Raw genomic sequence first — 21,820 nt, 5'->3', positions numbered from 1 at the left:
TCCGATGATCGCCCAGGCCGACCTGCAGCATGTGAACGGCGTCGACGTCTATGCCGCCGACGGCCAGAAGATCGGCTCAGCCGGCCGGCTCTATCTCGACGACCGGACCGGCGAACCGAAATGGATCAGCGTCCGATCCGGCATGGCGGGGGCCACCGAGTCCTTCGTGCCCGTGGACGAGGCCACCCTCGGCGACGATCGGCTCGTGATCCCGTTCGACAAGGATCGGGTCGACGGCGCACCGCGGATCCCGGCCGGCGGGGATCTCCACCCGGCCGACGAGGACATGCTCCGCGCCTACTACGACTCCCGACGACGAGGCGTGGAGACCCACGACCACGAAGAGAACCATCTGCGGACGTACTCGGTAACCGAGCAGCGCTCGATCTCACCCTGAGGGTCCGGCCGGGGCGAAGGGGAGCTCGGCCACGAATCTCGCAGGTCCGATTCACCCCACCCGAAGGAGCACCGCCATGAACGACCGCCACACCACGATCCGTACTTTGCACGACATCGGCGCCGCCGTCTGGATGGGCGGTTCGCTGATGGGCGCCGTCGGCCTCAACGGCGCCTCGCAGGACATCGCCGACTCCAGCGTCCGCGCCAGGTGTGGGGCGGCGTAGCCGGCAGACTGTCCCGTTTGGTCGGCCGCTGACGGCCGCACCTATGGCAGCCCGCGGGTGTGCGGCTCCGGCCGGCACACCCGTCTCGTCATTCGGCCGCCGTCGCGCGGATCACCCGTGGCTCGGCCGGTTGGTGTCGACCTTCGGCTCGACCCTCCGCGGCGTCGTGGTGATCCGGCCGGGCAGACCGGGTCCGTCACATAGCCGGCCATACCGTGCCGCGGCTTGCGCACCGTCTTCAGCGGCACGTCGACCTGGAACGTGAGCTTGGCCACCCTACGCGCATCCGGGCTGGAGGCGCCGCGCGGAGCGCCCGTCCACCCGGTCCGGGCGAAGTCTGCGATCATGAGCCGGCGAGGTGGCGCCATTTCCCCGGCACCGCGAGGCTCCGGGAGCGACGTTCGGCGCGTAGTCTGTAGCTGCTTACCGTGCCGACGCACGCACCTTGTCGAGCCTGCAGCACCCGCGATATTCGGTTGTTGCATCCCGGCCGCGGGTCCAGACCCTGCCCGCCCACCACGCGCTCCGTGAAGAAGTCGCTGGGCTGGAGGATCCATGTACACCTCATCCTGGCCGGTCGCACCGCCGGCACAGCTGGCCATCGACGCCGACTGCCCCGCGCCGGGGACCGCCCGGGTCGTTGCGACCGGTGAAATCGACCTGTCGAGCTCCGACGTGCTGCACGTCAGACTCCTCGACGTCCTCGCCACGCAGCACCCCCGCCGCATCGAGGTCGACCTCGCCGGGGTCACTTTCCTGGACTGCAGCGGACTCACCGTCCTGGTCGACGCGGGTCAGGCCGCCGCCCGCGCCGGTTGCTGCTTGCGGATCACCAACCCGCGCCGCCTCGTGCGCCGAATTCTGGACCTGACCGGGCTTCTCGACCCGCTCACCGCGGGGTGCGGCCAGCCGCCGCCGGTGGCCACGGGCGCGACCGTGACGGCCGGCGCCCTGCTCGCCGGCCGTCGGGAACTGCCGCCCCTGGCCGGGTGGGACCGCTGACCGGCGCGGGGTCGACGACCTACCGCGCGGCGCGGGCCGCCGCGCGCAGCGGGGCACCGACCTCGTGCAGATGCCGCAGCGCCTGGCGGTACGACTCGACCAGCCCGGTCTCCTCGTACGGCACGCCGACCTCGGCACAGTACCGCCGCACGATCGGCTGGACCTTACGCAGGTTCGGGGTGGGCATGCTGGGGAACAGATGGTGCTCGATCTGGTAGTTGAGGCCGCCCAGGGCGATGTCGGTGAACCGGCCACCGCGGACGTTGCGGGAGGTCACCACCTGTTTGCGCAGGAAGTCCTCGTCGCCGGTCGGGTGCGGCATGCCCTTGTGGTTGGGCGCGAAAGTCATGCCCAGGTAGACGCCGAACAGCGCTTGGTGCACGACCAGGAAGGCGACGGCCTGCAGCGGCGAGAGCACGAGGAAGAGCGCCGAAAGGTACGAGATCGCGTGCACCAGCAGCAGCACCGACTCGAGGAGCGGCCGTTTGACAACCCCCGCGCGCAACGCCTTGACACTGGACACCTTCAGGTCGGTGCTGAGCAAGGTCAACAGCGGGAAGAAGAGACCCGCCTGATGACGAGTGACGAAGCCGGCCAGGCCACGCCGGCCCAGTGCCGACCTGGTGGCCCAGATCAGCACCTCGGGCGCGACATCCGGGTCGAGGTCGTCGTGGTTGGGATTGTTGTGGTGACGAGTGTGCTTGTCCATCCACCAGCCGTAACTCATGCCCACGCCGAGGTTGGCAGCGATCCGGCCGGTGATCTCGCTGGGCCGCTTGGTCCGAAAGACCTGCCGGTGGGCCAGGTCGTGCGCGACGAGCCCTACCTGGGTGAAAACCACCGCGAGGAACGCCGCTACCAGCAGCGTCCACCAGGAGGAGCCGATCAGGAAGAAGGCAGCCCAGCCGCCGGCGAGCAGCACGCTCACGATCGTCAGCCGCAGGGCGTAGTAGGCCGGTCGCCGCTGCTGCAGGCCGGCCGCGTTGACCAGCCGGTTCAAGCCCGCGAAATCGCTTCCGGCGGTGGCCCGCGGTCGCGTTGTGGTTGCCGTCATGTTCTCAGTCTGGGCGTTCCAGGCCCCAAGGTCAGGAGTGCCGGACCCCACCCCGCAGGGGTGCCAGCACCCTTGTCTTTGCGTTTTCCCGTTCCGGCTCGCCGTCGCGCCATGATGGTGTCATGAGAGTCGCGCACCGGTTCCGCACCGGGCTGAGCGCCATGGCGGACGCGTTGTTCGCGATCGGCCTCGCCTTGCTCAACCCGGGGGTGCTGGCGCTCTGGCTGGCGGGGCTGGTGCTCAGCCCGGTACCGGTGCTCGGGCCCGAGCTTCTCGGCGTGACCACCACCGTGGTGCGATGGCGCGCTGACCTCGAGCGGGGCCTCAGCACGCGGGCCGGCGTGCCGATCCGCCGGCCCTACCTCCCGCAGCCGGCCGGCGCGGAGGTGGGCAGCCGGCGCTGGCTGAAATGGGTCGTCACCGACCCGGCCACCTGGCGCGACGCGTCCTGGCTGGTTCCCGGCGCCATCGTCGGGGCGGTTCTGGGCGTGATCACGATCGCCGTCGTCGGGTACGCCCTGATCGGTGTCCTTCTGGTGCCGCTGTGGCTGTTCCTGGGCGATATCTGGTTCGGGTACGGCGTGTTCTGGCCGACCGCGGACCTCGGCGAGGCATGGCTGGCCCTCCCCCAGGGGATGGCGATTCTTGCCGCCGGATTGGCGTTGGCGCCGCTGCTGCGAGCGACAAACCTTCGCTTCGGACGGCTCCTGCTCGCCCCCACCCACTCGGCGGAACTCCGGCTGCGGGTCGCCCACTTGACCGTAACCAGGGCCGACGCCGTCGACGCTCAGGCCGCGGAGCTGCGCCGCATCGAGCGCGACCTGCACGACGGCGCGCAGGCCCGGATGGTCTCCGTGGGCATGACGATCGGGCTCGCCGAACGCCTGGTACGCCGGGATCCCGCCGCCGCGCTCAAGCTGCTCGCCGAGGCCCGCGCGGCCAGCACCACCGCGCTGGTCGAGCTGCGCCATCTCGTCCGCGGCATCCATCCGCCGGTCCTGGCCGAACGTGGCCTCGAGGGCGCCGTCCAGGCGCTCGTCATGAGCCTGCCGATCCGCACCGACGTCACGTCCCACCTGCCCGGACGCCTCGACACACCGGTCGAGTCCGCGGTCTATTTCGCGGTGGCCGAGGCGCTGGCCAACATGAGCCGGCACAGCAACGCCCGGTCGGGCTGGGTGCTGCTGCGGCACGCGGACGGCGTGCTGTTCGTCCAGGTCGGCGACGACGGCGACGGCGGCGCCGACCCCGAGCGTGGCACCGGCTTACACGGCATCGAGCGGCGGTTGGACGTGTTCGATGGAACAGTGTCGGTCACGTCCCCGCCGGGCGGCCCGACCGTCGTCACTATGGAGCTGCCGTGCGCGTTGTCATCGCCGAGGACCTGACGCTGCTGCGGGACGGGCTCACCCGCTTGCTGGAGGCCTTCGACTTCGAGGTGGTCGAGGCGGTCGACAACGGCCCGGCACTGTTGCCCGCGTTGCTACGGCACCGGCCGGACGTGGCCGTCGTGGACGTACGGCTGCCGCCTACCCAGACCGACGAAGGTCTGAAGGCAGCCATCGCCGCGCGCGTGGCGATACCCGGTCTTCCCGTGCTCGTCCTGTCCCAGCACGTCGAGCCGCTTTATGCACGGGAGCTGCTCACCGACCGCGCCGGCGGCATCGGCTACCTGCTCAAGGAGCGCGTCTCCGATGTCGAGCAATTCGTCAGCACGGTCAACCAGGTGGCCGCCGGCGGCACCGCCTTCGATCCGGAGGTGGTTGCCCAGCTGCTGGCCCGCCGGGGGCCGCTGGACGGGCTGACCGCGCGCGAACACGACGTGCTGCGGCACATCGCCGAGGGCCGGTCCAACGCGGCCATAGCGGGACGGCTGTTCATCACCGAGAAGGTGGTCAGCAAACACATCAACAGTATCTTCGCCAAGCTCGGAATGCCGCCGTCCGATGACGACAACCGCCGGGTACTGGCCGTGTTGATGTTCCTGGACGCTTGAGCCGGTGATCATATGACCGGCGCCCGAATGGCACAGAACTCGTCTTGCCGCCGGGCAGGTCGCGGCGAACAATTGGGATGCTGACGTGGCTCGAGACCCCGGTCACACTAACGTGATCGGAGTCGTCATGGGGAGTTTCGTGGGCGGGCCCAGCAGGGGTCGGCCGGTGCGCCACCCGGATTCACGGTCATGACCGCCCCACTACCGGTCCTAACCGTCGGTGCGGCGTTGTCCTCGCTGGCCGACACCCGCGGGGAGGACTTCCATCTCCCCGGTTTTCTCGATCGGCTCACCGGATACTGCGTGAACCTGCTCGACGTCTCCGGCGCGGGAGTGATGCTCGCCGGCGCCGACGGCGGCCTGAGTCTCCTGGCCACCTCCGGCGAGGAGACGCGGCGGCTCGAGCTGAACGAGCTCGACCGGAACGACGGACCCTGTGTGGACGCCTATCGTCGTGGGCACGCCATCACCCACCACCGGTTCGAGCCGGACGGGTCCCGGTGGGCGGACCTCGCACGGACCGCGAACAGCGCCGGGTTCCGCGGCTCGCACGCCATCACCATGCGCCACGGTCACCAGATCATCGGGGTGCTCAACCTGTTCAGGTCCACCGGCGAGGCCCTGCCCTACGGCGAACAGCTGCTCGGCCGGATGCTTGCCGACGTCGCCACCGCCGGCCTGTTGCAGAACGAGACATTTTCGGCGTACCGCTCCACCCCGCTACCGGGCGCGGTCTTCCTTCCCCACCGCCTCCGGCTGGTGCCACCGCGCTGAAGGCCGGGGCCGCAGCAGGGAAAACTCATCCGACTTATCGCGAGCGAAGCGTGCGAGTCACCGGTCGGACCCGGCACGTGGTGTGACTGCGGGATGATCATCGTTCGAGTTCAGCGAGGTTTCCGCCGGCGGGACTGCCGACGCCGCATGTCCGGCGGCCCCGGAGCCGGCCGGATCGTCCGGCTCGTCGGCGGGCCGGGTGCCCGGCGGCTCCCGATCCGGGGTGGGTTCGCCGCCCGGGTGGCTGGACAGATAACGGATGGCGGTGTTGAGCACGGCGAGCAGCGGGACGGCGACCAGTCCGCCGACGATGCCGGCGACCACGACGCCGGTCGCGATGGACAGGATGACGGCCAGGGGGTGCAGCGCCACGGCCCGGCCCATGATCAGTGGCTGCAGGACGTGCCCCTCGAGTTGTTGCACCGCGATGACGACGCCGAGCACGATCAGTGCCTTGACCGGTCCGACGGTTACGAGGGCGACCAGGACGGCGATCGCGCCGGTGAGGGTGGCGCCGACGACCGGGATGAACGCGCCGAGGAAGACCAGCGCGGCCAGCGGCAGCGCGAGCGGGACCCGGAGCACCGCCAGCCCGATGCCGATCCCGGCGGCGTCGACGAAGGCCACCAGCACGGTGGCACGCACGTAGGAGACCAGGGTGTGCCAGGAGTAGTGCCCGGCCCGGGCGACCGGGATGCGGGCTCCGTGCGGGAGCAGCCGGCACACGAACGACCAGATCTGACCGCCGTCGCGCAGGTAGAAGAAGAGCGTGAACAGCACCAGGAAGAAGCCGGCGACGACCTCGCCGAGAGTGGCCGCGGTGCTCAGCGCGCCCGAGGTGAGCGCGCTCTGGTTGTCGGTGATGGACTTCTGCAGACGATCGAGGCCATCGCTGAGCTGGGTCTGCGACAGGTGCATCGGGCCCCGCACGAGCCAGTTCTGCACCTCGTCGAGACCGTCGGCGACCTGAGCGCTCAGATCGTCGAGTTGGAAGAGAAACGTCTGCACGATCAACGTGAGCCCGCCGAACACCGCGACCAGGCCGGTGACCAGCACCAGCCCGGCCGCGAGCGAGCGGTTCACACCGCGTCTGCGCAGCGCGGCGGCGATCGGCTCGAGCATCGCGGCCAGCAGCAACGCGACCACGACCGGGATCACCACCACCCTCAGCACGCCGACGACCCGGATCAGCAGATAGGCGGCCGCGACGAACAAGATGAGCCGCCACGACCAGGCGCCGGCCGTACGCACACCACGGGGAAGCCCGTCGTCGACGGACGGACTCCGCTCCACGACCATCAGCCGGGAAGCCGCCTCGCCGAGCTCCGGGCCGGCGACGAACGGCGGCGGTGTCAGGCCGCTCCGGGCGGCCGCCAGTCGTGCTCGCGCCCGTTGCTGAGCGGTGTCGACCCAAACCAGGGGCATGGTGGCTCCTCGCTTCTTGCCGCCCGGCGCAGGTGACAGTTCCTAGAGGGTCGCGCGGACGGCAGCGGTGGGGGAAACGGGGCCGCAGGGTCCGGGCGGCAGCCGCGAGCCGCCATCACGGCAGCCCCGGCATCGGGAACGCAGGTACGCGGATACCCCACCCAGGATGGCGCAAACCGTGGCGCTCACCCGGTCTCGGCCGGACTACGGTCCTCGCCTTCGGCGGCGAGATCGGACGGATGCCCGGCCGTGCTCGTCGCCGTGAGCGCCGCGGCGAACAGCAGCAACTGATTGATCGCGTTCAGAAAGACGAGCAGTCCGACCGAGCCGGCGACGACCTGATAGGTCGGATTGGCCTCAGTGTGCCGCACATACAGCCGGCCGAGGGTCTTGAGCAGCTCCAAGCCGATCGCGACCAGCGCCGCCGGGCCGAGCAGGCGACGCAGCGGCATCCGTACGCGGGGAAGTCCGGTCAGCGCGCCGCACGCGAGAACCGTGTTCAAGCCGAGGCCCACCAGCAGGCCGACGGAGCTGAGCAGCCACCGCGAGAGGCTGCCGCCGGTGTTCGCCACGTCGACCAAGCGGTTCGCAGCCACGTTGGTCGCGTACGCCACCGCCAGCGAAGCGATCAGCAGCAGCCCCAGCCCGGCCAGCACAAGGAGGTCCAGCAGCACCCGGATGACGAGACTGCCCGGATATTCGCCGAGGTGCCAGATCCGGCGGATCGACGAGCGCAACGCGTCCACCCAGAACCACCCGGTGATGGGCAAGCCGACGAACGCGATGACGCCGACCGCGCCCCGGGCATTGCGCAGCGCCTGCACGTCAAGGTGCGGCAGATCCTCGGCGACGTAACGCTGGACCGACTGGAGCACCGCCGGGTCGTCGAGGAGGAATCCGAAGATCGCGACGCCCAGCAACCCCAGCGCGAAGGTGGCGAAAAAGGCGTAGTAGGTCACCGCGGCAGCAAGCCGGCCACCGTCGGCCTCGTCGTAACGGATCCCGGCCCGGATCAGATGATCGACCCAACCGACCCGGCGACGCAACCGCCGTACGGCGCCCTCGATCCACCGCACGGAACGCTGAGCCGTCACGTGGATGGTATACCCGCCGGCCGGGCGGCTGAAGCAACAGCCGGCATTCGCGAATGCCGGCAGCGCATCCTGGGACCGGCCGGCCAGGTGGTCCGCCGGCCTGGCAGGTGAACCGGCACGCTCGACGCCGGCGGCGAGCGAAGCCCTGGACCCCGGTCAGTGCCCGGTGGGCGGGATGTTCGAGTTGTGACCGTTCTCCTTGTCGCGCCTCAAGCGCTTCGCCGTCTGCTTCTCTTTGATCGTCTTGCCCTTCTTCTTGATGTTCGCCTTGGTCCTCGAGTCCTTGGACATGATCGAACCTCCCTGAAACGGGTCGGTGGAGTGCGGCAACGTATCCGCTGATCGCGGCCTTCCGGCGATGGGAAAAGGGGCGCGTGGCGTTCGTGAGGTCGATTCGGCAGGCCGAGCCTACGCTCATTCCGGCTCGAAAGATGATCGAGAAGTACGGCACAACGGGAGCGAGCGAACGTGCGCGTTCCGCGATAGCCTTGCTGCAATGCCGACTTTTCGCAGTGCCTCAACGCTTCTCTCCTCGGATGGAACCAGGACTCGGGGTACGGTCGCGCTGTTCACCGAGCCCGCTCGCAAGGGCGGCGTCGCGCCGTGGGCGGCCGACTTCCGACCGGCCAACGACGCCGGCGACCGCCCCCGGAACGCGGTCGGCAAGACTTTCACCTTGGAACTGCCCGACGGTAGGTCGGGCCAGGTTGTGGTGCAGAGCCTCAAGACCGGCAAGGGTGGCGTCACCCTGGCGCTGATGGGCGAGGGCGCGCCGCCTTTCTGATTATTTGGAAATCGCCAGGGTCTCTGCCGACATTTCGCGCTCAGCTGACACAGTCATCGGACGGCCTGGCTCCGCAGCAAGCGGAGGCCACCGCCCTCGTCCTCCCATATCGCCTCGCCGGGGCCGTCGTCCGGCGGATCCGGCACGCCCGAAGCCGACCCGGGCAAAGCGACGCGCATGGTGAAGGAACCGCCGTCCACACAGAACACTTTGATCATCGCCGAGGACTGGCCGGCCGCGTAGCCGATGCTGACGGTACGGTCGCGGGCGTTGATCCGGCTGGGCCGGGCTTTCCAGCCGCCCACGCCGAGCAGGAGCCGTTTCACCGGGCCCCGGACCTGGTCGAGGGCGGGAAGCAAAACGGACAGCTCCACACCGAGGTCGGTCGAGCGTGGCCACCAACTGCCGTTGAGCAGCGGACGGGGGACTCGGACCGGCTCGGGCAGCACCCGAGGCGGATCCGACGAGGCAGGTGGTTCCGGCGGATAACTCATTGATGCCACGGGGTGTTCCTGTCGTCCGGGACCAACGCAGGCGCGGGTCCGGCCCTGAGACAAGGGCGAGACGAGGTCCACCGAGGCCGGTGAAAGCGCGACAGCCGGAGGGTACCGCGCCGCGCACGCCGGCCGGGGGCCGGCACCGATGACGGAGCCATCGTTCACTATCCACCGTACGCGCCCTGGTGGTCTACGGCACGCGGGCCACGTCGCGCGTGGCTTGGTCAGCGCCGACGCTCACTGGGCGGCCCCGGCGACGCCGACCGATTTCCTCGTGGCGATGCCGGTCACGACAGCCGGAAGTCCGGTGTCGACATGCCGAACGGCGCCCCGCTGAACCAGTCGGGTCGCCGTTCGACAGGTCTGGGTCAGAGCGGGCGAATGTTCTCCGCCTGCGGGCCCTTCTGCCCCGGGGTGACATCGAATTCCACGCGCTGCTGGTTCTCGTCGAGGCTTCGGAAGCCACTCACCGAGATGGCGGAGAAGTGGGCGGAAACGTCTGGCCCACCGTCGTCCTGGCTGAGGAAGCCAAAGCCCTTGTCGGCGTTGAACCATTTCACTCTACCGGTAGCGGTGTTTGCTCCTCAGCGGGCTGCTCAAGTCCGTATCGAGCGGACTTCCCAATCCCACCGCGTTGATCGTGAACGGTGATCCCGCAACGGAAAACGAAAGGCGCACGCATGGTTGAGACACCCATGAGGCGCTGGAAACGTCCACGGAAATCAAAACCGTAATGCCGCCACCGTGGCACAGAAATTTCGTAAACCACGGCCGAAGCCGACGGCTTCGAATGGTGACGAAACTGCGGCGATCGGCGTCAGCCGGCAGGCTGTCGACGCGGCGCAGAGCGTGGGGCTGCGGCACACCGATCGGCGGCCCGTCACCGCGATCCGCTCGGTCCGGCGGATCTGGGCGCGCTCCGGACGGCCGTCGAATTCGAAGGTGGGCACCTGCACGTACTGCGCTCGGACGAGATCCTGAGACTCGTCCTCGCGGCCGATCCGGCGGACGGTCGCGAGCCGGACGAGGCCCAATGGTACGGGGAGATGGCACGGTGGGCCGGCCGCGGCCGGGCTGGCGGTGCGTATCGGCGGCCGGCCCGGCAGCAAGATCCGCATCGGCGGGCGGCGACGTTCGCTGTGCTGTACGGTCCCGGCGACAAGCGGTTGGACTGGTTGCGCGCCGGAGAGGCGCTCGCGGCGGCGTGGCTGGCCGCGACGCGGCGGCAGGTACCTGTGCTGCGGTTCAGCGCGCCGGTCGACCGGCCGGCCGCTCGGGCCGTGCTGCTCCGCGTTTTCCATGGGCACGGCCATCCTTACCTGGTGGTGCGCCTGGGCCGGCATTCGCGTCCGGTGTACACCCGTGCAGTACGCGTCTGCCGGTCGACCAGATCTTCCTGGCCGGAAAATACAGGTCGGCGTGGCCTCCCGATGAACCTCCGACAGGAAAGGATGTCTGTTGCGCTATCTCAGCGATGTGAATCTGCGAGCTGTTCTGATCGTTCTCATCGAGCGCGCGGGCGGAAAACTTGATACCACCAACGCGCAGCTGTACGACGCGATGCTGCGCGGCGAAGGAGAACCCGACGGATTCCTGGTGGAGGAAACGGAAAGCGGCTGCGTCTTTCGGTCTCGTCGAGCACCAGGTGAGCCCCGGGGGCTACGGAGACGACACCTTCGTCAGAACTGGCCCTGACGGCTTCTCCCGCCGAGTTGATCGCGCGGCGCGGGGCGGCATCCCTGTGCCGATGGCATTGACAGGCAAGGCCCGACGCGGCGCGACCGCCCTCCGCGCCGGGCGTCACGAGGGCCCGCCGTCGAAGCTGAGCCTACGCGCCACGACGTCGCGGGCGACCGCGGCCAGCGGCCGGTCCATGGCGAACGCGTGCGCGCGCAGCCGCGCCAGCGCGTCGGACAACGAGACGCCCAGTTGCACGGCCACCATTCCTTGCGCCTGGAACACTTCCGCGCGGTGCTCCATCACGTCATCGAGGCCGTCGGCGATCGCTCCCGGGATCGCGTGTTCCTGACCGTCGAGCAACGTCGAGACCGCGACGTCGGCGAAGCTCAACGCGAGCCGCAACTGCTCGCTCGACAACTCACCCGGGCGGATTCGGAACACGTCGAGGACCCCGAGCCGCGCCGCGCCTATCTGCAGCGGGAACGCGAACACCGCCCGCATTCCCCGGCTGTGCGCCGCCGGCGCGTAACCAGGCCAGCGCTGTGCCGCCGCGTCGGCCAGGTCCGGGACGAGTACGGGCCGGCGGGTCGTGAACGCGTCCAGGCAAGGACCCTCACCCAGGGTGAACTGCAACTCTTCGATGGCTTCATAGGCCGGCTCGGACACAGCCGCCACGCCGCGCATCCCGCTTTCGGCGATCACGCTCACGCCGACCCCGGAGGCGGTCAGCGACCGACCGGCCGCGCTGCACAAGCGCCGCAACGTACCCACTACACCCGAGCCGTCGCCGGGCCGCGCCAACTCGCCCGCGACCAGCCTGGCCACAGCGGCGTCGGGCTCATCCACGGCCGACAGCCGATACGCGATACGGGTGAATGTTCATGGCCACACGATCTCCTGATCCGGTGAACTGCCGAGGACCAGGGCAGCGGCGTGTCTGATACGTCGAGTCTAGCGGTGGAGCTCGCCGTTCCTCACGGCAACGGCCGGCGTCTTGCTGCCCGGTCGGCGAAAATGACGGCCTTGGTGACGCGGCCGGTGGCGCCGACCACGGGCGCGTTCTGGACCGGCGAAACGGTCGGATGACCGTCGCTGCCCCGGACCACGGCAGCTTCACCCGCCTCTACGCTGCTCAATGGGTGGAAGCCGTGGCTGCGATATCGGCAGATCGTGCGTGGTGTCGGTCCGGGTCCTTCCGGACGAGGACGCGATCCGGATTCGTCTCATCGGTGCCGTGGACCTGGGCTCGGCGCTGACGCTCCACCAGGCCGTCGACCGCATCCAAGAGGTGCTGCCACGCACCGTGCTCATCGACCTGGCCGGTGTCACCTTCGCCGGCTCCGTACTCGCCCATTTCCTGCTCGGAATCCACGCGGCGGGCCGCCACCGGATCTGCCTGCTACGGGCCGGCCCGACGATCCGGATGATCGTCACCGCGACCGGGATCGACCAATCCTCACCCTTGCTGAAGGCCTTCCCGGCTGGCTCGCCGATTGAACCCCGCCAGCGCCGCAAACAGACCCGTAACCCGGTGCTGCCCGTCCACGATGAGCGTGCCCGTCGAAGAACTGCCGCGATACCTACCTGCCTTCGGCCGCTTACGCTCTTCCAGCTGCCAGCACAGCGACGCACTCAGCGAGATACCACGATGCAGCGAATCCAACAGCTCCGCACACCATTTACTGCCCCGGCTGAACAGCCGCTGGATCTCAGGAACATCCAGCACGCCCTACGACCCCATCTGCAACAACGACTCCACCCGGAACGCCTTCGGCTTTTCCTGCACTCTCCTCCCCGTCACTCGAAATGAACCATGCACTTTCGAGCCGACGATAAATGGCGGGTCCGACAAGAATAGGAACGGACAGGCTGGCAGAAACAGGGCGGGCCGTGTGTTCTCGGTACGGCACGGCATCAAAGCTGATCCCAAGACTCTCGGGGATCCCAGAAGCCTCAATATTAAATTCCGCCCCACAAGAGTCACGTCGGGACTGATCGTGAGGAGCTCACCGAGGGATTCACCGACGAGGCGTCCAGCTCAGGTCGGGTCGCGTCGAACGCAGCCAAATGTAGGAGCAGTGCGGTGCGTGCCGCCGGAGCCATGGTCCGGCTGTGCAACGGGGCATACAGGTCGAGACGACGCGGCGCGGCATGGGTTGTGTATCGCCGAACAGCAGTGACAACGGTCGCGAATTGGTACTCGGTGAGGTGGGTGAGGATTTCGTTCATCCGCGCGATGGACGCCTGAACCACCTGCGCCCGGGCGAAGAGCGTCAGCGCCACAACCCAGGTTCGGCAGGCAAGCGAGTCGTCGAGGGGGCCCTCCTGCTTCTGCCACCAGGAGTTGTCCTCGTTCGGGCGCCGATCGCGTCGGCGCCCGAGCACGACGGAGACGGTGACCTCACTGCCGGCAGATCACGTTCGGCAGCCGCGGCTTTCCGGACGTCCAACCCACCGCCCAGACCGCGCCGGACGCCGCGTCGGCGGCGGCCGCGGCGAGCGGGATCATCGAGGCGATCCCGCCCCGTGGACTGACCACCCCGCCCGAGTCGTCGGCGAGCTGGATCGTGTTGTCGGTCGCGAACGCCTGCCCGTTCCAGTGTTCGATGTGGCTGGCCAGCACGTTCGATGCGACGGCCTTGGAGTAGCCGAAGGTCCAGACCTCCGAACCGACAGCCGCGATCGCGGTCACGGCCGAGCCTCCTGCGGTCTTCTTGGCCTTCCACCCCAGCGACGTGCGGTGCAGGACCGCCGGCACGCAGACGATGTTCGCGAGGCATTCGGCTCCGCCGATCCAGACGGCGGTCGAGGTGGCCGCCACCCCGGTGAGTTTGGCCCCGAGCGGGGCCGGGACGGTGACGCGGGTCCAGCTCGCGCCGTCCCAATGCAGCACCAGAGCGCTCCCGTCGGCGGTTGCGCCGCCGACCGCCCAGGCGTCGTCGCCCGCGGTGGCGACCACCGAGTCGAGGCTGCCGCCGGGCAACTTCGGCGTCGGCGCCGTGACCCAGGCGGAGCCCTGCCAGTGCAGGATGTACGGCTCCGTATCCCCGGCCGCGACCGTGTAGCCGACCGCCCAGCCGTCGTCCGGGGTACGCATGTCGACGGCGTACAGGTCGGTCTCCCAGCCGGTCGGCACGGCCGGAGTAGGCACCGTGTTCCAGGCGGCGCCGTCGAAGTGCAGGATCGTCGCGGTGTTCGGCGTCGACGTGGGAACGGCGTCGTCGTCCCCACTGCCGACCGCCCAGACATTGCCGGGCGTGCGAGCGTCCACCCCGGTCAGGTAGGTGGGCTGCGCGAGGTTCGGCAGCCAGGCGGTCTCCCAGCTCGAGCCGTCCCAGTGCACGGCGAACGGGTTCACGTCATCGCCGACCCACCAAGTGCCGACCGCCCAGACGTCGTCCGGCGCGTGCATCGAAACGCCCTGCAGAATGGTGTCGGCGCTCGGGTTCGGCGGGCGCGGCACGGGTTTGGGGATTTGCCAGGCCGCCGGCGAGCCCGCGCTCGCGTCGGCCGCGGGGAGCACGGTTCCGGCAACGACGAGTCCGGCGGCCGCTACGATGGCGCCGAGACGGTACATACGCATTCCGGGCAGTCCTTTCCTCCATACGTGGCACTCCTATCGTGCGGACCGCGGGCCCGACGACGCATGACGGCCGGCTACCACCCTTGTGCGTGCCGGCTACCCAGATTTCGGCGCGAAGGCGGCCAGGCCGCTGCGACGGTCGGCGCCGGTCTTGGCCAGCAGGCTGGCGACGTGCTTCCCCGCGGTCCGCGACGAGAGGAACAGCCGGATGCCGATCTGGTGGTTGGTCAGGCCGGCCGCGACCAGGTCCAGCACCTCGTACTCGCGGACCGTCACGCCGCGGCGGCGCAATTGGGCCGGCAACTCCGCGCTGCCCCGCCGGTGTTGCGGCACCGGCGCACCGGCCTGGCGCATCAGCGCCCGGCACGCCCGGGCCACCTCAGGCGCGGCGTCATGGAAATACCCGTCGGCGGTGCGCAGCCAGGCGACCGGGTCGCCCCAGCCCGCCGCCAAGGCCTCCTGCGCGATGATTCGCAGCCCGAGGTGGTGTGCCAGCGGATACGGCGCGGACACCTGCGCGAACCGGGCCAGCGCCCGGTCCGCGTCGGCCACTCGGCCGGCCCGGCCGGCAACGACGGCCTCGGCGAGCACCAGGAATTGCCGGTTCCAGGCGGCCTGGTTCCGGGGCGAGGAGGCGAAGGCGGCGCACTCGGCCTTCCCGGCCTGGCCGACGCGGACGCTCAGCAGCAGGTGCGGCCCATGAATGAGCGAAAGGTACGGCGTCGGGTGCCGGGCCTCCCGTTCGCTCGCGGCGTCCAGCTCGGCCAGCGCCGCCTCCGGCTCCTCGTGCAGCAGGTGGCAGAAGGCCAGCCCAAGCCCGTGCGCACCCGAGTAGCAGTCGTTGTCCTCCCCGCCCAACTCGGCCAAGCGCGCCATCAGCGCGGCGACGTCGGACCGCCGGGCCCGGTGTCCGGCCACGATGACCCGTACGCAGACCGCGATCTGCTGGGCGAGGGTGAGCCACAGGCGGGCCGCGTCTCCTCGCAGTGCCGGGCGCCCGCCTCGGCCGCCTCGAACTCGCCCCGGCACGGCGACCACTACCGACTTGTCGAAACCCGCGCCAACCACCAGCCCGCCCTCGCCATCTACCGCACCGACCCCCACGCGGCCATCCAGCACGCCACGGGATTACTGGTCATCACCCTCGCCGGCACCCACATCAGCACCATGACGCTCTTCCCACCAGACGTCCTCCGCCGATTCGGGCTACCTCGAACGCTGTCACCGTCAGGGGCCGGTCAATGACTCCACGTGCCCGACGCCGAAGTAGTAGACAGCGTGGCCGCCGTTGCCGGCCATCAGATCGCCGACAGCGACCCGGTCCGGAGACGACGCCGGCACTACGATCATCGACTCACCCTTGCGCAGGCCCTCGTCCCAGAGCTTGATGATCTCGTACTGGTAGCCCCAGCTCTCGAAGAACTTGAGGACACGCTGCCCGATCCCATGCGGCTCAGGGTCGAGAATGCGCAGACCGTCGGCGCCGTGCAGGATGCCGACGATGTCCGTCTCGATGCCCAGCCCGGGCAGGGCCGCCATGATCGGCACACAGTGCCGGCCGCCGGGGACGAGCCCCGCGACCGCCTCCACCGGGCGAAGCCCGAAAATCTTGACGTTCTCCTGAGGTCCGGTCATGGCACGCCGAGTCCGATCTGTCGAGTTTGGCCAACGTCTCTTCTCAGGTCCAAGGCACCCGCGAGCGTAGCGTGGGGAACTGCCCATACCCTGCGACATTTCCACCAACGAGACAAAATTAGGAGGGGACAATTCGGATGAAAGCAATCGTGGTGACGGATCAGGCGGCGGGAACGGCCGGGATGACGCTGGTGGAGCGGCCCGAGCCACCGGCCGCGATAAACGACGTCGTCGTCGAGGTTCACGCGTCGGGGTTCGTCCCGACCGAGATGGAGTGGCCGTCGACGTGGACCGATCGCGGCGGCCGTGACCGGGCACCGTCGATCCTCGGGCATGAGCTGGCCGGAGTGGTCAGCGCCCTCGGCTACGGCACGACGGGACTGTCGGTGGGACAGCGGGTGTTCGGCCTCACCGACTGGCATCGCGACGGCACCCTGGCGGAATTTGTGGCCGTCGAGGCGCGCAACCTCGCGCCGCTGCCGGGCGACGTGGACTTCACGGTGGGCGCGAGCCTGCCGATTTCGGGTCTGACCGCCGAGGTCGGCGGCGTCGACCTAGTGTTCGACGTCATCGGCGGAGAAGTCCAGAAAAGGTCCGCGGGTCTGGTCCGAGCCGGCGGAACGTTGGTATCGATCGTCGGTCCGTCCGTGGCGCGGCCCGCCGACGGCCGGGCGGTCGACTTCGTCGTCGAGGCCGACCGTGCCCAGCTGAGCGAGGTCGTCCAGCGCGTGCGCGACGGACGGCTGCGCACCAACATCGGCAACGTCACGACACTCGACGATGCCGTCGCCGCCCTCAACCCGACCGAGCGGCTCCGGGGAAAGACCATCATCCGCGTACGGCCGTAGCCGGATCGCGGCGGCTGCCACGGTGCTCGTCACCGGAGCCGCGGTCACCACCGGGGTTGCCTTCGCGCACGAAACCCCACAGCAGCCTGCAAGGTACGGCGCGGGGAACGCGGCCGACCGTGGCGGTATGGTCTTCGGTCGCCGGGCGCCGGCCCGACGGACGCGAAGCGGTCGCCGGGCGCCGGCCCGACGGACGCGAAGCGGTCGCCGGGCGCCGGCCCGATCGATCTGGCCGCCACGGCTGACGGCTCGCTGCTCTACGTGCAGAACACCCTCGCCGGCACGGTCGTGGGCTTCCGGGTGGCGGGCAACGGATCGCTGACCCTGGTGACGACCCTGAACAAGGGTCTGCCGGTCTTCGCCGACGGCTCCGGCATGGAGGCCCTCGTGGTCTGGTGACCCTCCGGGCGAAACCGTGGGACGAATTGTTCACGCCCGGGAGCCGGTCGACACCCGGGCGTGTCCTCGTCGGGCCGGCGGAACCCAGCACCACGGTCGCGGCCAGGATCGCGACGAGCTGCGGGAAAGCCGGCCGAGCCGGTCGTCAGTGGATCGTTAGAACGCGAGGCGGCTCGAGCAAGCGTTCTCCTGGCGGCGTTGTTCTCGGGAAGGGCCGTTCTCCCCCAGGCGCAGGCGACCGACATCTACCTCACGATGGCGGCCAGGGACCGCATCGGGGGCGGTGAGCTGGTCGAGCAGGGCGTCCGGGTGGGACCTCGCCGTCGCAGTCCAAGATGACACGCCGTCCAGCGTCGCTTCCTCGCCTTTCGGCGGAGGCGATACCTGGGGGCGCATCTGCGCCGTGTGGGTATATGGTCGGGCTACGCGAAGAATATTCCTTCACTCGCCAGCTGCTCCGGCCCCGGCAGTGCACCCGCTCTGACCAGAGGCTCGGGAGCAGCCATGATTGAAGTTCATCGTCTCGTCCGGCGAGCTTCGCCCTCACCGATCACGAACAGTTCGCGATGAGTGCCGCCGGCGACGGGGCGCGGGCGCGACCGTCGGGGCCTCCTTACCTGCTGACCGCTCTCACCGATGGACGTGGGGTGGCGGTGGCGGTCGTTGGCGACGCGACCACCGCGGTCGTCGAGATGGCGGTCCACGGTGAATGGTCGCCACAGTTCGGGGACCGATTCTCCGCGGGCCTGCGTCTCTGCCTGGCCAGCCCTTGCGTCTCCATCATCATCGATCTGCATCACTTGAAGGATCGGTCCGGGCTCAGCATGCCGTTCTGGATGGCGGCGTGGCGTCAGGCTCGGCTCGCACCGTCGCCGGTCCGCTTGGTGTTCTGTCTGTCCACCGCGAGCGCATTGGGCCGCCGGTTGTGCGGTTCCGACGGGCCGCAACCGCCGATGTTCGCCAGCGCGCCGGAGGCGCGCATTGCGGTTGCGGTGCGGAGTCTCCAGGCGGACCGGCTGCAGGCTCGGCTACCACCCCGGCCGGATCGCGTACGCGACGTCCGTGAGCTGGCCGGGCACGCCTGTCACCGGTGGCGCCTGCCCCACCTCCTCGACGACACCGCACTGGTTGCGTCCGAGTTGGCCAGCAACGCGATCGAGCACGCCGGCACGGACTTCGTCGTCACCATGTCCCGCGATGCCGGTCGCCTGCACGTGGCAGTGCAGGACGGCGCTCCCGCCTTTCCGCGTCCACATCGGGCATCATCCGCCGGACTGCCCGCACCCGCGCAGGCTCGCGGGCGCGGCCTGCTGGTTGTGCAGGCGATCTGCGTGGCGTGGGGCGCCATGCCGACACGCGGCGGCAAGGTGGTGTGGGCCACGCTGACGTGACCGGCGACCACCTTGAGCTGTTCGAAGCTCAGTGAATGGCGGGCCGGGCCAGTGCCGACCACACCACCTTGCCGGTCGGCAGGGACGTCGAGCCCCAGGCCGCGGAGACGGCGTCAACCAACTGCAGCCCGCGGCCGCCCTCATGGGCCGGCCTGGAGTCACGCATCACGGCGTGGGCCGCCGAGCCGTCGAAAACGCCGACATACAGGTGGCACGGCCGCAGCCGGACCTGCATCGTCACCATCGTGTTCGCGTGGATCGCCGCGTTGGTCACCAGCTCACTCGCCACCAGCGCCGCGGGACCGACCAGGCCGGGTTCGTCCCACCGCAGGCAGGCCCCGGTGACCACGTTACGGGCCCACCGCGCCGCGCCGGCGACAGGAAGCAATTCCTCGGTGACCGGCGAGAACTCCACCAACCCGGCCGCCCGCCCCTCGGCAAGACTGCCGAACAGCAACCTCGGATCCAGCACCTCCGCGTCCAGCAGAGCCGTCAGGTCGGCGGTGGGCGCACAGATCAGGACCAGCACGTCAGGCCACCGCAGCGCCTCCGCCATGAGGCCCGTGAACACGGCAACCGCGGCACCCTCGGTCACCACCAAAGCCGACACGTCGATCAACATCGCAGCCTGGTTGCGCCGCCGAGCCCGCGCCACCGCCTCGTGCAGCAACCCGTCGGCCGCCATGGTCAACGTGCCGCTCAGCGTCAGGACCGGCAAACCGTCCTGAACGCCGTAATCCCAGGTGAACGGCGCATTACCAGCTGTTGACATCACTTCTTCCCTCCGCCGGGCACCTGCGCGGAGTCACAAGCTGGATGACCTGCAAGCCGAACTGCTCGGCCGAGTCCGAAATCTCCGAGACCGAGCGTATTCCCGTGGTGATCCCGAACAAACACCGGATCTTGGCAATTGGTCGCGTCAGGCGAAAGGACGGCTGGCGTCGACCGCGGTTGAGACCACGCTAACCGCCGAGCGCCGCAGACCCTTTCGCCGGGGGGCGGCCGAGGAGGTCCAGCAATCCCATGATCTTCAGAACCTCGAGCACGTAGCCGTGGACTTCGGTGAGGCACAGTGCCACACCGTGTTCGCCGGCAATACGTCGCGCGGTCAACAGGGCCCGGATACCGGCAGAGCCCAGGAACGTCACCCCTGAGAAGTCGACCTGGATCGCGCCGAGGGCATCGCCACCCAATACCTTCTCCACCGCCTGCACGACCTGATCGGCAGTATCGCCGTCGATCTCACCAGCCACTTCGAGCCTGGCCAAGCCGCGACCATCAAAATAGGTGTTGATATCGAGACGAATCATCAAAGCCTCCCGCACAGCGCGCACGGCCCGCAACACGCTCTACCGGCAGAACAACCTCCCTACATCGCGATGGTAGGTAAGACCGCCCATCCCCATCAACGGAACGGGCGATACCTCGCCATGGGCATCGGCCGCCCACAAGCAGCTGACATGACGTGCGCCGCGATCACGTTCCGGCATCGAGGAACATCAGTACCGCCAGGACCCGGCGGTTGACGTCCTCGGACGGAGGCAGGCCGAGCTTCGCGAAGATGTTGTTGATGTACTTGCTGACCACTTTCTCGGTGATGAACAGCCGACCAGCGATGGCCGCGTTGGACCGGCCTTCCGCGATGTGTTCGAGGACGTCCCGCTCCCGCTGGGTCAGGCCGGCGAGCGGCGCCTGGCGGGCCATCAGCTGCGCGATGACCTCGGGGTCGAAGGCCGTACCGCCGGCGGCGACCCGGTGCACCGCCTGCACGAACTGCTCCACGTCGGAGACGCGCTCCTTCAGCAGATAGCCGACGCCGCCGCGGCTGCCGGTGAGCAGCTCGCGCGCGTACAGGGGCTCGACGTGCTGGGAAAGCACCAGCACCGGGAGACCGGGAATCGAGGTTCGGGCGGCGACGGCCGCCTTCAGACCCTCGTCGGTGTAGGTGGGCGGCAGCCGTACGTCGATGATGGCGACGTCCGGTCGATGACGCAGCAGGGCCGGGAGCAGCGCCGGGCCGTTGTCGACGCCCTCGACCACGTCGAAGTCGAACGCCTCCAGGAGGCGGGTGAGGCCGTCCCGCAGCAGCGTCAGGTCTTCGGCGATGACAACTCGCGCGGCACCTCCATGGTCACGACGGTCGGTCCGTTCGCCGGCGACGAGACCGTGACGGTTCCGTCGAAGGCACTGAGCCGGCGCTCGATGCCCTGCAGCCCCGTACCGCGGCCGGGGTCAGCGCCGCCGATCCCGTCGTCACCGACCTCGACGACAGGCCGGCCGTCGTCGTGCCGCATGCTCACCCAGGCGGTACGGGCCCGGCTGTGCCGTCCCGTGTTGGCCAGCGCCTCGGCGACCGCGAAGTAGACCGCCGACTCGACCGGCGTCTCCAACCGGCCGGACAGCCGCGACGTCACCTCGGTGCGCAGCGGCAGGTGCAGCACGAGCGCCCGGACCGCGCCCTCCAGGCCACGCTCGGCGAGCACCGGTGGGTGGATTCCTTGCACCAACTGCCGCAGGTCGGCCAGCGCGGCCTTGCTCGACGCGCGCGCCTCGGCCAGGAGTTTCAGGGCCGCGGCCGGATCCCGCCGGACGAGACGCTCGGCGAGCCCGATCGTCATGCCGACCGACACCATCCGGGCCTGAGCCCCGTCGTGCAGGTCGCGCTCGATGCGTCGCAGCTCAGCGGCCTGCGCGTCGATCGCGTCGGTCCTGGTCGTCGTCAGATGGGCCACCCGCAGCCGGAGCTCGGCCGCCGAGGTCGGCGCCAGGAAGAGCCGGGCGAACAGGGCATCGGTGCGGCGCAGCAGCGGAGCCACGGCCAGCCCGGTCACGAGGATCGCGAGCCCCTGGGGCAAGGCCAGCCAGGCCTCACCAAGATTCGCGGTCGGCCGGAAGGCGCCGTACCCGAACCAGACGTGCCCGAGGAACAACCAGAGCGGCAGCAACCCGACCCCGGCCAGACCGTAGGCCGGAACCAAGACGGTGATCAGGCCGAGCGCCATTCCGATCAACCCGCCGGGGGACAGCCAAGACGC

28 protein-coding genes are annotated in these 21,820 nt (G+C 69.5%); 12 read left to right on the top strand and 16 right to left on the bottom strand.

The annotated features are described in order from the left end of the window. The first annotated feature begins 4 nt into the window (after positions 1-4). The 3 genes from IH26_RS0104230 to IH26_RS0104220 all read left to right on the top strand — a co-directional run bounded on the left by IH26_RS0104230 (position 5) and on the right by IH26_RS0104220 (position 1,625). Entirely contained in the window at positions 5-397 is a 393-nt protein-coding gene (locus tag IH26_RS0104230; RefSeq protein ID WP_051807455.1) for a PRC-barrel domain-containing protein, read from the top strand. A 76-nt stretch (positions 398-473) separates the two neighbouring features. Next, positions 474-623, top strand: coding sequence for a hypothetical protein (locus tag IH26_RS59505; RefSeq protein ID WP_157437040.1), 150 nt, complete (start codon positions 474-476; stop codon positions 621-623). 555 nt (positions 624-1,178) lie between these two features. After that, a complete protein-coding gene (locus tag IH26_RS0104220) occupies positions 1,179-1,625 on the top strand; it encodes an STAS domain-containing protein (RefSeq protein WP_051807453.1) in 447 nt (148 codons plus the stop codon). Between the two features lie 19 nt (positions 1,626-1,644). Here IH26_RS0104220 and IH26_RS0104215 read toward each other — a convergent pair whose 3' ends face one another. Then, on the bottom strand, positions 1,645-2,679 hold the full coding sequence (locus IH26_RS0104215; RefSeq protein WP_030434760.1) for a fatty acid desaturase family protein: 1,035 nt from the start codon (positions 2,677-2,679) through the stop codon (positions 1,645-1,647). A gap of 122 nt (positions 2,680-2,801) precedes the next feature. Here IH26_RS0104215 and IH26_RS0104210 point away from each other — a divergent pair, with 122 nt between their 5' ends. The 3 genes from IH26_RS0104210 (at position 2,802) to IH26_RS0104200 (ending at position 5,449) form a co-directional block, all read left to right on the top strand. Beyond that, a complete protein-coding gene (locus tag IH26_RS0104210) occupies positions 2,802-4,067 on the top strand; it encodes a sensor histidine kinase (protein WP_030434759.1) in 1,266 nt (421 codons plus the stop codon). Continuing rightward, complete coding sequence (locus tag IH26_RS0104205; RefSeq protein ID WP_030434758.1) at positions 4,040-4,675, top strand: LuxR C-terminal-related transcriptional regulator; 636 nt, start codon at positions 4,040-4,042, stop codon at positions 4,673-4,675. Before IH26_RS0104210 ends, IH26_RS0104205 begins: the two co-directional genes overlap by 28 nt. A 189-nt stretch (positions 4,676-4,864) precedes the next feature. Beyond that, positions 4,865-5,449 carry a GAF domain-containing protein gene (locus IH26_RS0104200; protein ID WP_157437039.1) on the top strand — a complete coding sequence of 195 codons (585 nt, stop codon included), beginning with the start codon at positions 4,865-4,867 and terminating at the stop codon, positions 5,447-5,449. A 57-nt stretch (positions 5,450-5,506) separates the two neighbouring features. Here the strand turns inward: IH26_RS0104200 and IH26_RS53115 are convergent, their stop codons facing one another. The 3 genes from IH26_RS53115 to IH26_RS63795 all read right to left on the bottom strand — a co-directional run bounded on the left by IH26_RS53115 (position 5,507) and on the right by IH26_RS63795 (position 8,259). Beyond that, entirely contained in the window at positions 5,507-6,874 is a 1,368-nt protein-coding gene (locus IH26_RS53115) for an AI-2E family transporter (RefSeq protein ID WP_084598603.1), read from the bottom strand. Between the two features lie 185 nt (positions 6,875-7,059). Continuing rightward, entirely contained in the window at positions 7,060-7,968 is a 909-nt protein-coding gene (locus IH26_RS0104190) for a YihY/virulence factor BrkB family protein (RefSeq protein ID WP_051807451.1), read from the bottom strand. 156 nt (positions 7,969-8,124) lie between these two features. Beyond that, positions 8,125-8,259 (bottom strand): hypothetical protein, encoded by a 135-nt coding sequence (locus tag IH26_RS63795; RefSeq protein WP_281179683.1) that lies wholly within the window; start codon positions 8,257-8,259, stop codon positions 8,125-8,127. 205 nt (positions 8,260-8,464) lie between these two features. On the opposite strand from IH26_RS63795, the gene IH26_RS0104180 reads away from it, so the two are divergent. Beyond that, entirely contained in the window at positions 8,465-8,752 is a 288-nt protein-coding gene (locus IH26_RS0104180; protein ID WP_030434754.1) for a hypothetical protein, read from the top strand. 53 nt (positions 8,753-8,805) lie between these two features. Here the strand turns inward: IH26_RS0104180 and IH26_RS55455 are convergent, their stop codons facing one another. The 3 genes from IH26_RS55455 to IH26_RS0104165 form a co-directional block, all read right to left on the bottom strand. Then, the gene (locus IH26_RS55455; protein WP_157437038.1) at positions 8,806-9,246 is read right to left on the bottom strand and encodes a DUF5994 family protein; all 441 of its coding nucleotides are present in this window, start codon (positions 9,244-9,246) and stop codon (positions 8,806-8,808) included. A 371-nt stretch (positions 9,247-9,617) separates the two neighbouring features. After that, a complete protein-coding gene (locus IH26_RS0104170; RefSeq protein ID WP_030434752.1) occupies positions 9,618-9,809 on the bottom strand; it encodes a cold-shock protein in 192 nt (63 codons plus the stop codon). 162 nt (positions 9,810-9,971) lie between these two features. Next, complete coding sequence (locus tag IH26_RS0104165; RefSeq protein WP_157437037.1) at positions 9,972-10,550, bottom strand: hypothetical protein; 579 nt, start codon at positions 10,548-10,550, stop codon at positions 9,972-9,974. Between the two features lie 157 nt (positions 10,551-10,707). Here IH26_RS0104165 and IH26_RS59500 point away from each other — a divergent pair, with 157 nt between their 5' ends. Further along, the gene (locus IH26_RS59500; RefSeq protein ID WP_157437036.1) at positions 10,708-10,944 is read left to right on the top strand and encodes a hypothetical protein; all 237 of its coding nucleotides are present in this window, start codon (positions 10,708-10,710) and stop codon (positions 10,942-10,944) included. A 105-nt stretch (positions 10,945-11,049) separates the two neighbouring features. On the opposite strand, the gene IH26_RS0104160 is transcribed toward IH26_RS59500, so the two are convergent. After that, positions 11,050-11,775 carry a GAF and ANTAR domain-containing protein gene (locus tag IH26_RS0104160; RefSeq protein ID WP_030434750.1) on the bottom strand — a complete coding sequence of 242 codons (726 nt, stop codon included), beginning with the start codon at positions 11,773-11,775 and terminating at the stop codon, positions 11,050-11,052. Positions 11,776-12,103: 328 nt separating this feature from the next. On the opposite strand from IH26_RS0104160, the gene IH26_RS61150 reads away from it, so the two are divergent. Then, positions 12,104-12,739 carry an STAS domain-containing protein gene (locus IH26_RS61150; protein ID WP_030434749.1) on the top strand — a complete coding sequence of 212 codons (636 nt, stop codon included), beginning with the start codon at positions 12,104-12,106 and terminating at the stop codon, positions 12,737-12,739. Between the two features lie 170 nt (positions 12,740-12,909). Here the strand turns inward: IH26_RS61150 and IH26_RS0104145 are convergent, their stop codons facing one another. From IH26_RS0104145 to IH26_RS0104125, 4 genes are all read right to left on the bottom strand, one after another. After that, positions 12,910-13,314: a hypothetical protein gene (locus tag IH26_RS0104145; RefSeq protein WP_030434748.1), complete on the bottom strand. Its 405-nt coding sequence runs from the start codon at positions 13,312-13,314 to the stop codon at positions 12,910-12,912. A 16-nt stretch (positions 13,315-13,330) separates the two neighbouring features. Next, positions 13,331-14,512: a hypothetical protein gene (locus IH26_RS0104140; protein ID WP_157437033.1), complete on the bottom strand. Its 1,182-nt coding sequence runs from the start codon at positions 14,510-14,512 to the stop codon at positions 13,331-13,333. Between the two features lie 96 nt (positions 14,513-14,608). Beyond that, positions 14,609-15,631 (bottom strand): helix-turn-helix transcriptional regulator, encoded by a 1,023-nt coding sequence (locus IH26_RS0104135; protein ID WP_157437032.1) that lies wholly within the window; start codon positions 15,629-15,631, stop codon positions 14,609-14,611. Positions 15,632-15,739: 108 nt separating this feature from the next. Then, entirely contained in the window at positions 15,740-16,147 is a 408-nt protein-coding gene (locus IH26_RS0104125) for a hypothetical protein (protein ID WP_030434744.1), read from the bottom strand. A gap of 137 nt (positions 16,148-16,284) precedes the next feature. On the opposite strand from IH26_RS0104125, the gene IH26_RS0104120 reads away from it, so the two are divergent. The 3 genes from IH26_RS0104120 to IH26_RS0104110 all read left to right on the top strand — a co-directional run bounded on the left by IH26_RS0104120 (position 16,285) and on the right by IH26_RS0104110 (position 18,785). After that, positions 16,285-16,995: an NADP-dependent oxidoreductase gene (locus IH26_RS0104120; protein ID WP_030434743.1), complete on the top strand. Its 711-nt coding sequence runs from the start codon at positions 16,285-16,287 to the stop codon at positions 16,993-16,995. 261 nt (positions 16,996-17,256) lie between these two features. Further along, the gene (locus IH26_RS59485) at positions 17,257-17,394 is read left to right on the top strand and encodes a hypothetical protein (RefSeq protein ID WP_157437031.1); all 138 of its coding nucleotides are present in this window, start codon (positions 17,257-17,259) and stop codon (positions 17,392-17,394) included. A 647-nt stretch (positions 17,395-18,041) separates the two neighbouring features. Then, positions 18,042-18,785, top strand: a complete 744-nt coding sequence (locus IH26_RS0104110; RefSeq protein WP_051807448.1) for an ATP-binding protein — start codon at positions 18,042-18,044, stop codon at positions 18,783-18,785. 28 nt (positions 18,786-18,813) lie between these two features. Here IH26_RS0104110 and IH26_RS0104105 read toward each other — a convergent pair whose 3' ends face one another. The 4 genes from IH26_RS0104105 to IH26_RS53110 all read right to left on the bottom strand — a co-directional run bounded on the left by IH26_RS0104105 (position 18,814) and on the right by IH26_RS53110 (position 21,787). After that, a complete protein-coding gene (locus IH26_RS0104105; protein WP_030434741.1) occupies positions 18,814-19,557 on the bottom strand; it encodes an ATP-binding protein in 744 nt (247 codons plus the stop codon). 190 nt (positions 19,558-19,747) lie between these two features. Next, positions 19,748-20,095, bottom strand: a complete 348-nt coding sequence (locus IH26_RS0104100) for an STAS domain-containing protein (protein WP_157437030.1) — start codon at positions 20,093-20,095, stop codon at positions 19,748-19,750. A gap of 166 nt (positions 20,096-20,261) precedes the next feature. Continuing rightward, positions 20,262-20,891: a LuxR C-terminal-related transcriptional regulator gene (locus IH26_RS0104095; RefSeq protein ID WP_030434739.1), complete on the bottom strand. Its 630-nt coding sequence runs from the start codon at positions 20,889-20,891 to the stop codon at positions 20,262-20,264. Then, complete coding sequence (locus IH26_RS53110) at positions 20,876-21,787, bottom strand: sensor histidine kinase (RefSeq protein ID WP_051807446.1); 912 nt, start codon at positions 21,785-21,787, stop codon at positions 20,876-20,878. Before IH26_RS53110 ends, IH26_RS0104095 begins: the two co-directional genes overlap by 16 nt. Positions 21,788-21,820: the final 33 nt, after the last annotated feature.

Origin of the sequence: Actinoplanes subtropicus, assembly GCF_000721705.1 — a bacterium.
Classification (GTDB): domain Bacteria; phylum Actinomycetota; class Actinomycetes; order Mycobacteriales; family Micromonosporaceae; genus Actinoplanes; species Actinoplanes subtropicus.
This window is presented reverse-complemented; position numbering and strand designations above follow the sequence as displayed.

Excerpts from the sequence above, each read along its gene's own strand:
- IH26_RS0104120 (WP_030434743.1), top strand. The coding sequence starts at position 16,285 with ATGAAAGCAATCGTGGTGACGGATCAGGCGGCGGGAACGGCCGGGATG.
- IH26_RS0104220 (WP_051807453.1), top strand. The coding sequence starts at position 1,179 with ATGTACACCTCATCCTGGCCGGTCGCACCGCCGGCACAGCTGGCCATC.
- IH26_RS0104180 (WP_030434754.1), top strand. The coding sequence starts at position 8,465 with ATGCCGACTTTTCGCAGTGCCTCAACGCTTCTCTCCTCGGATGGAACC.
- IH26_RS0104105 (WP_030434741.1), bottom strand. The coding sequence starts at position 19,557 with ATGTCAACAGCTGGTAATGCGCCGTTCACCTGGGATTACGGCGTTCAG.
- IH26_RS0104210 (WP_030434759.1), top strand. The coding sequence starts at position 2,802 with ATGAGAGTCGCGCACCGGTTCCGCACCGGGCTGAGCGCCATGGCGGAC.
- IH26_RS0104140 (WP_157437033.1), bottom strand. The coding sequence starts at position 14,512 with ATGCGTATGTACCGTCTCGGCGCCATCGTAGCGGCCGCCGGACTCGTC.
- IH26_RS55455 (WP_157437038.1), bottom strand. The coding sequence starts at position 9,246 with ATGAGTTATCCGCCGGAACCACCTGCCTCGTCGGATCCGCCTCGGGTG.
- IH26_RS63795 (WP_281179683.1), bottom strand. The coding sequence starts at position 8,259 with ATGTCCAAGGACTCGAGGACCAAGGCGAACATCAAGAAGAAGGGCAAG.
- IH26_RS0104200 (WP_157437039.1), top strand. The coding sequence starts at position 4,865 with ATGACCGCCCCACTACCGGTCCTAACCGTCGGTGCGGCGTTGTCCTCG.
- IH26_RS53110 (WP_051807446.1), bottom strand. The coding sequence starts at position 21,787 with ATGGCGCTCGGCCTGATCACCGTCTTGGTTCCGGCCTACGGTCTGGCC.
- IH26_RS59505 (WP_157437040.1), top strand. The coding sequence starts at position 474 with ATGAACGACCGCCACACCACGATCCGTACTTTGCACGACATCGGCGCC.
- IH26_RS0104100 (WP_157437030.1), bottom strand. The coding sequence starts at position 20,095 with ATGATTCGTCTCGATATCAACACCTATTTTGATGGTCGCGGCTTGGCC.
- IH26_RS0104125 (WP_030434744.1), bottom strand. The coding sequence starts at position 16,147 with ATGACCGGACCTCAGGAGAACGTCAAGATTTTCGGGCTTCGCCCGGTG.
- IH26_RS0104215 (WP_030434760.1), bottom strand. The coding sequence starts at position 2,679 with ATGACGGCAACCACAACGCGACCGCGGGCCACCGCCGGAAGCGATTTC.
- IH26_RS53115 (WP_084598603.1), bottom strand. The coding sequence starts at position 6,874 with ATGCCCCTGGTTTGGGTCGACACCGCTCAGCAACGGGCGCGAGCACGA.
- IH26_RS0104230 (WP_051807455.1), top strand. The coding sequence starts at position 5 with ATGATCGCCCAGGCCGACCTGCAGCATGTGAACGGCGTCGACGTCTAT.
- IH26_RS0104165 (WP_157437037.1), bottom strand. The coding sequence starts at position 10,550 with ATGGAAAACGCGGAGCAGCACGGCCCGAGCGGCCGGCCGGTCGACCGG.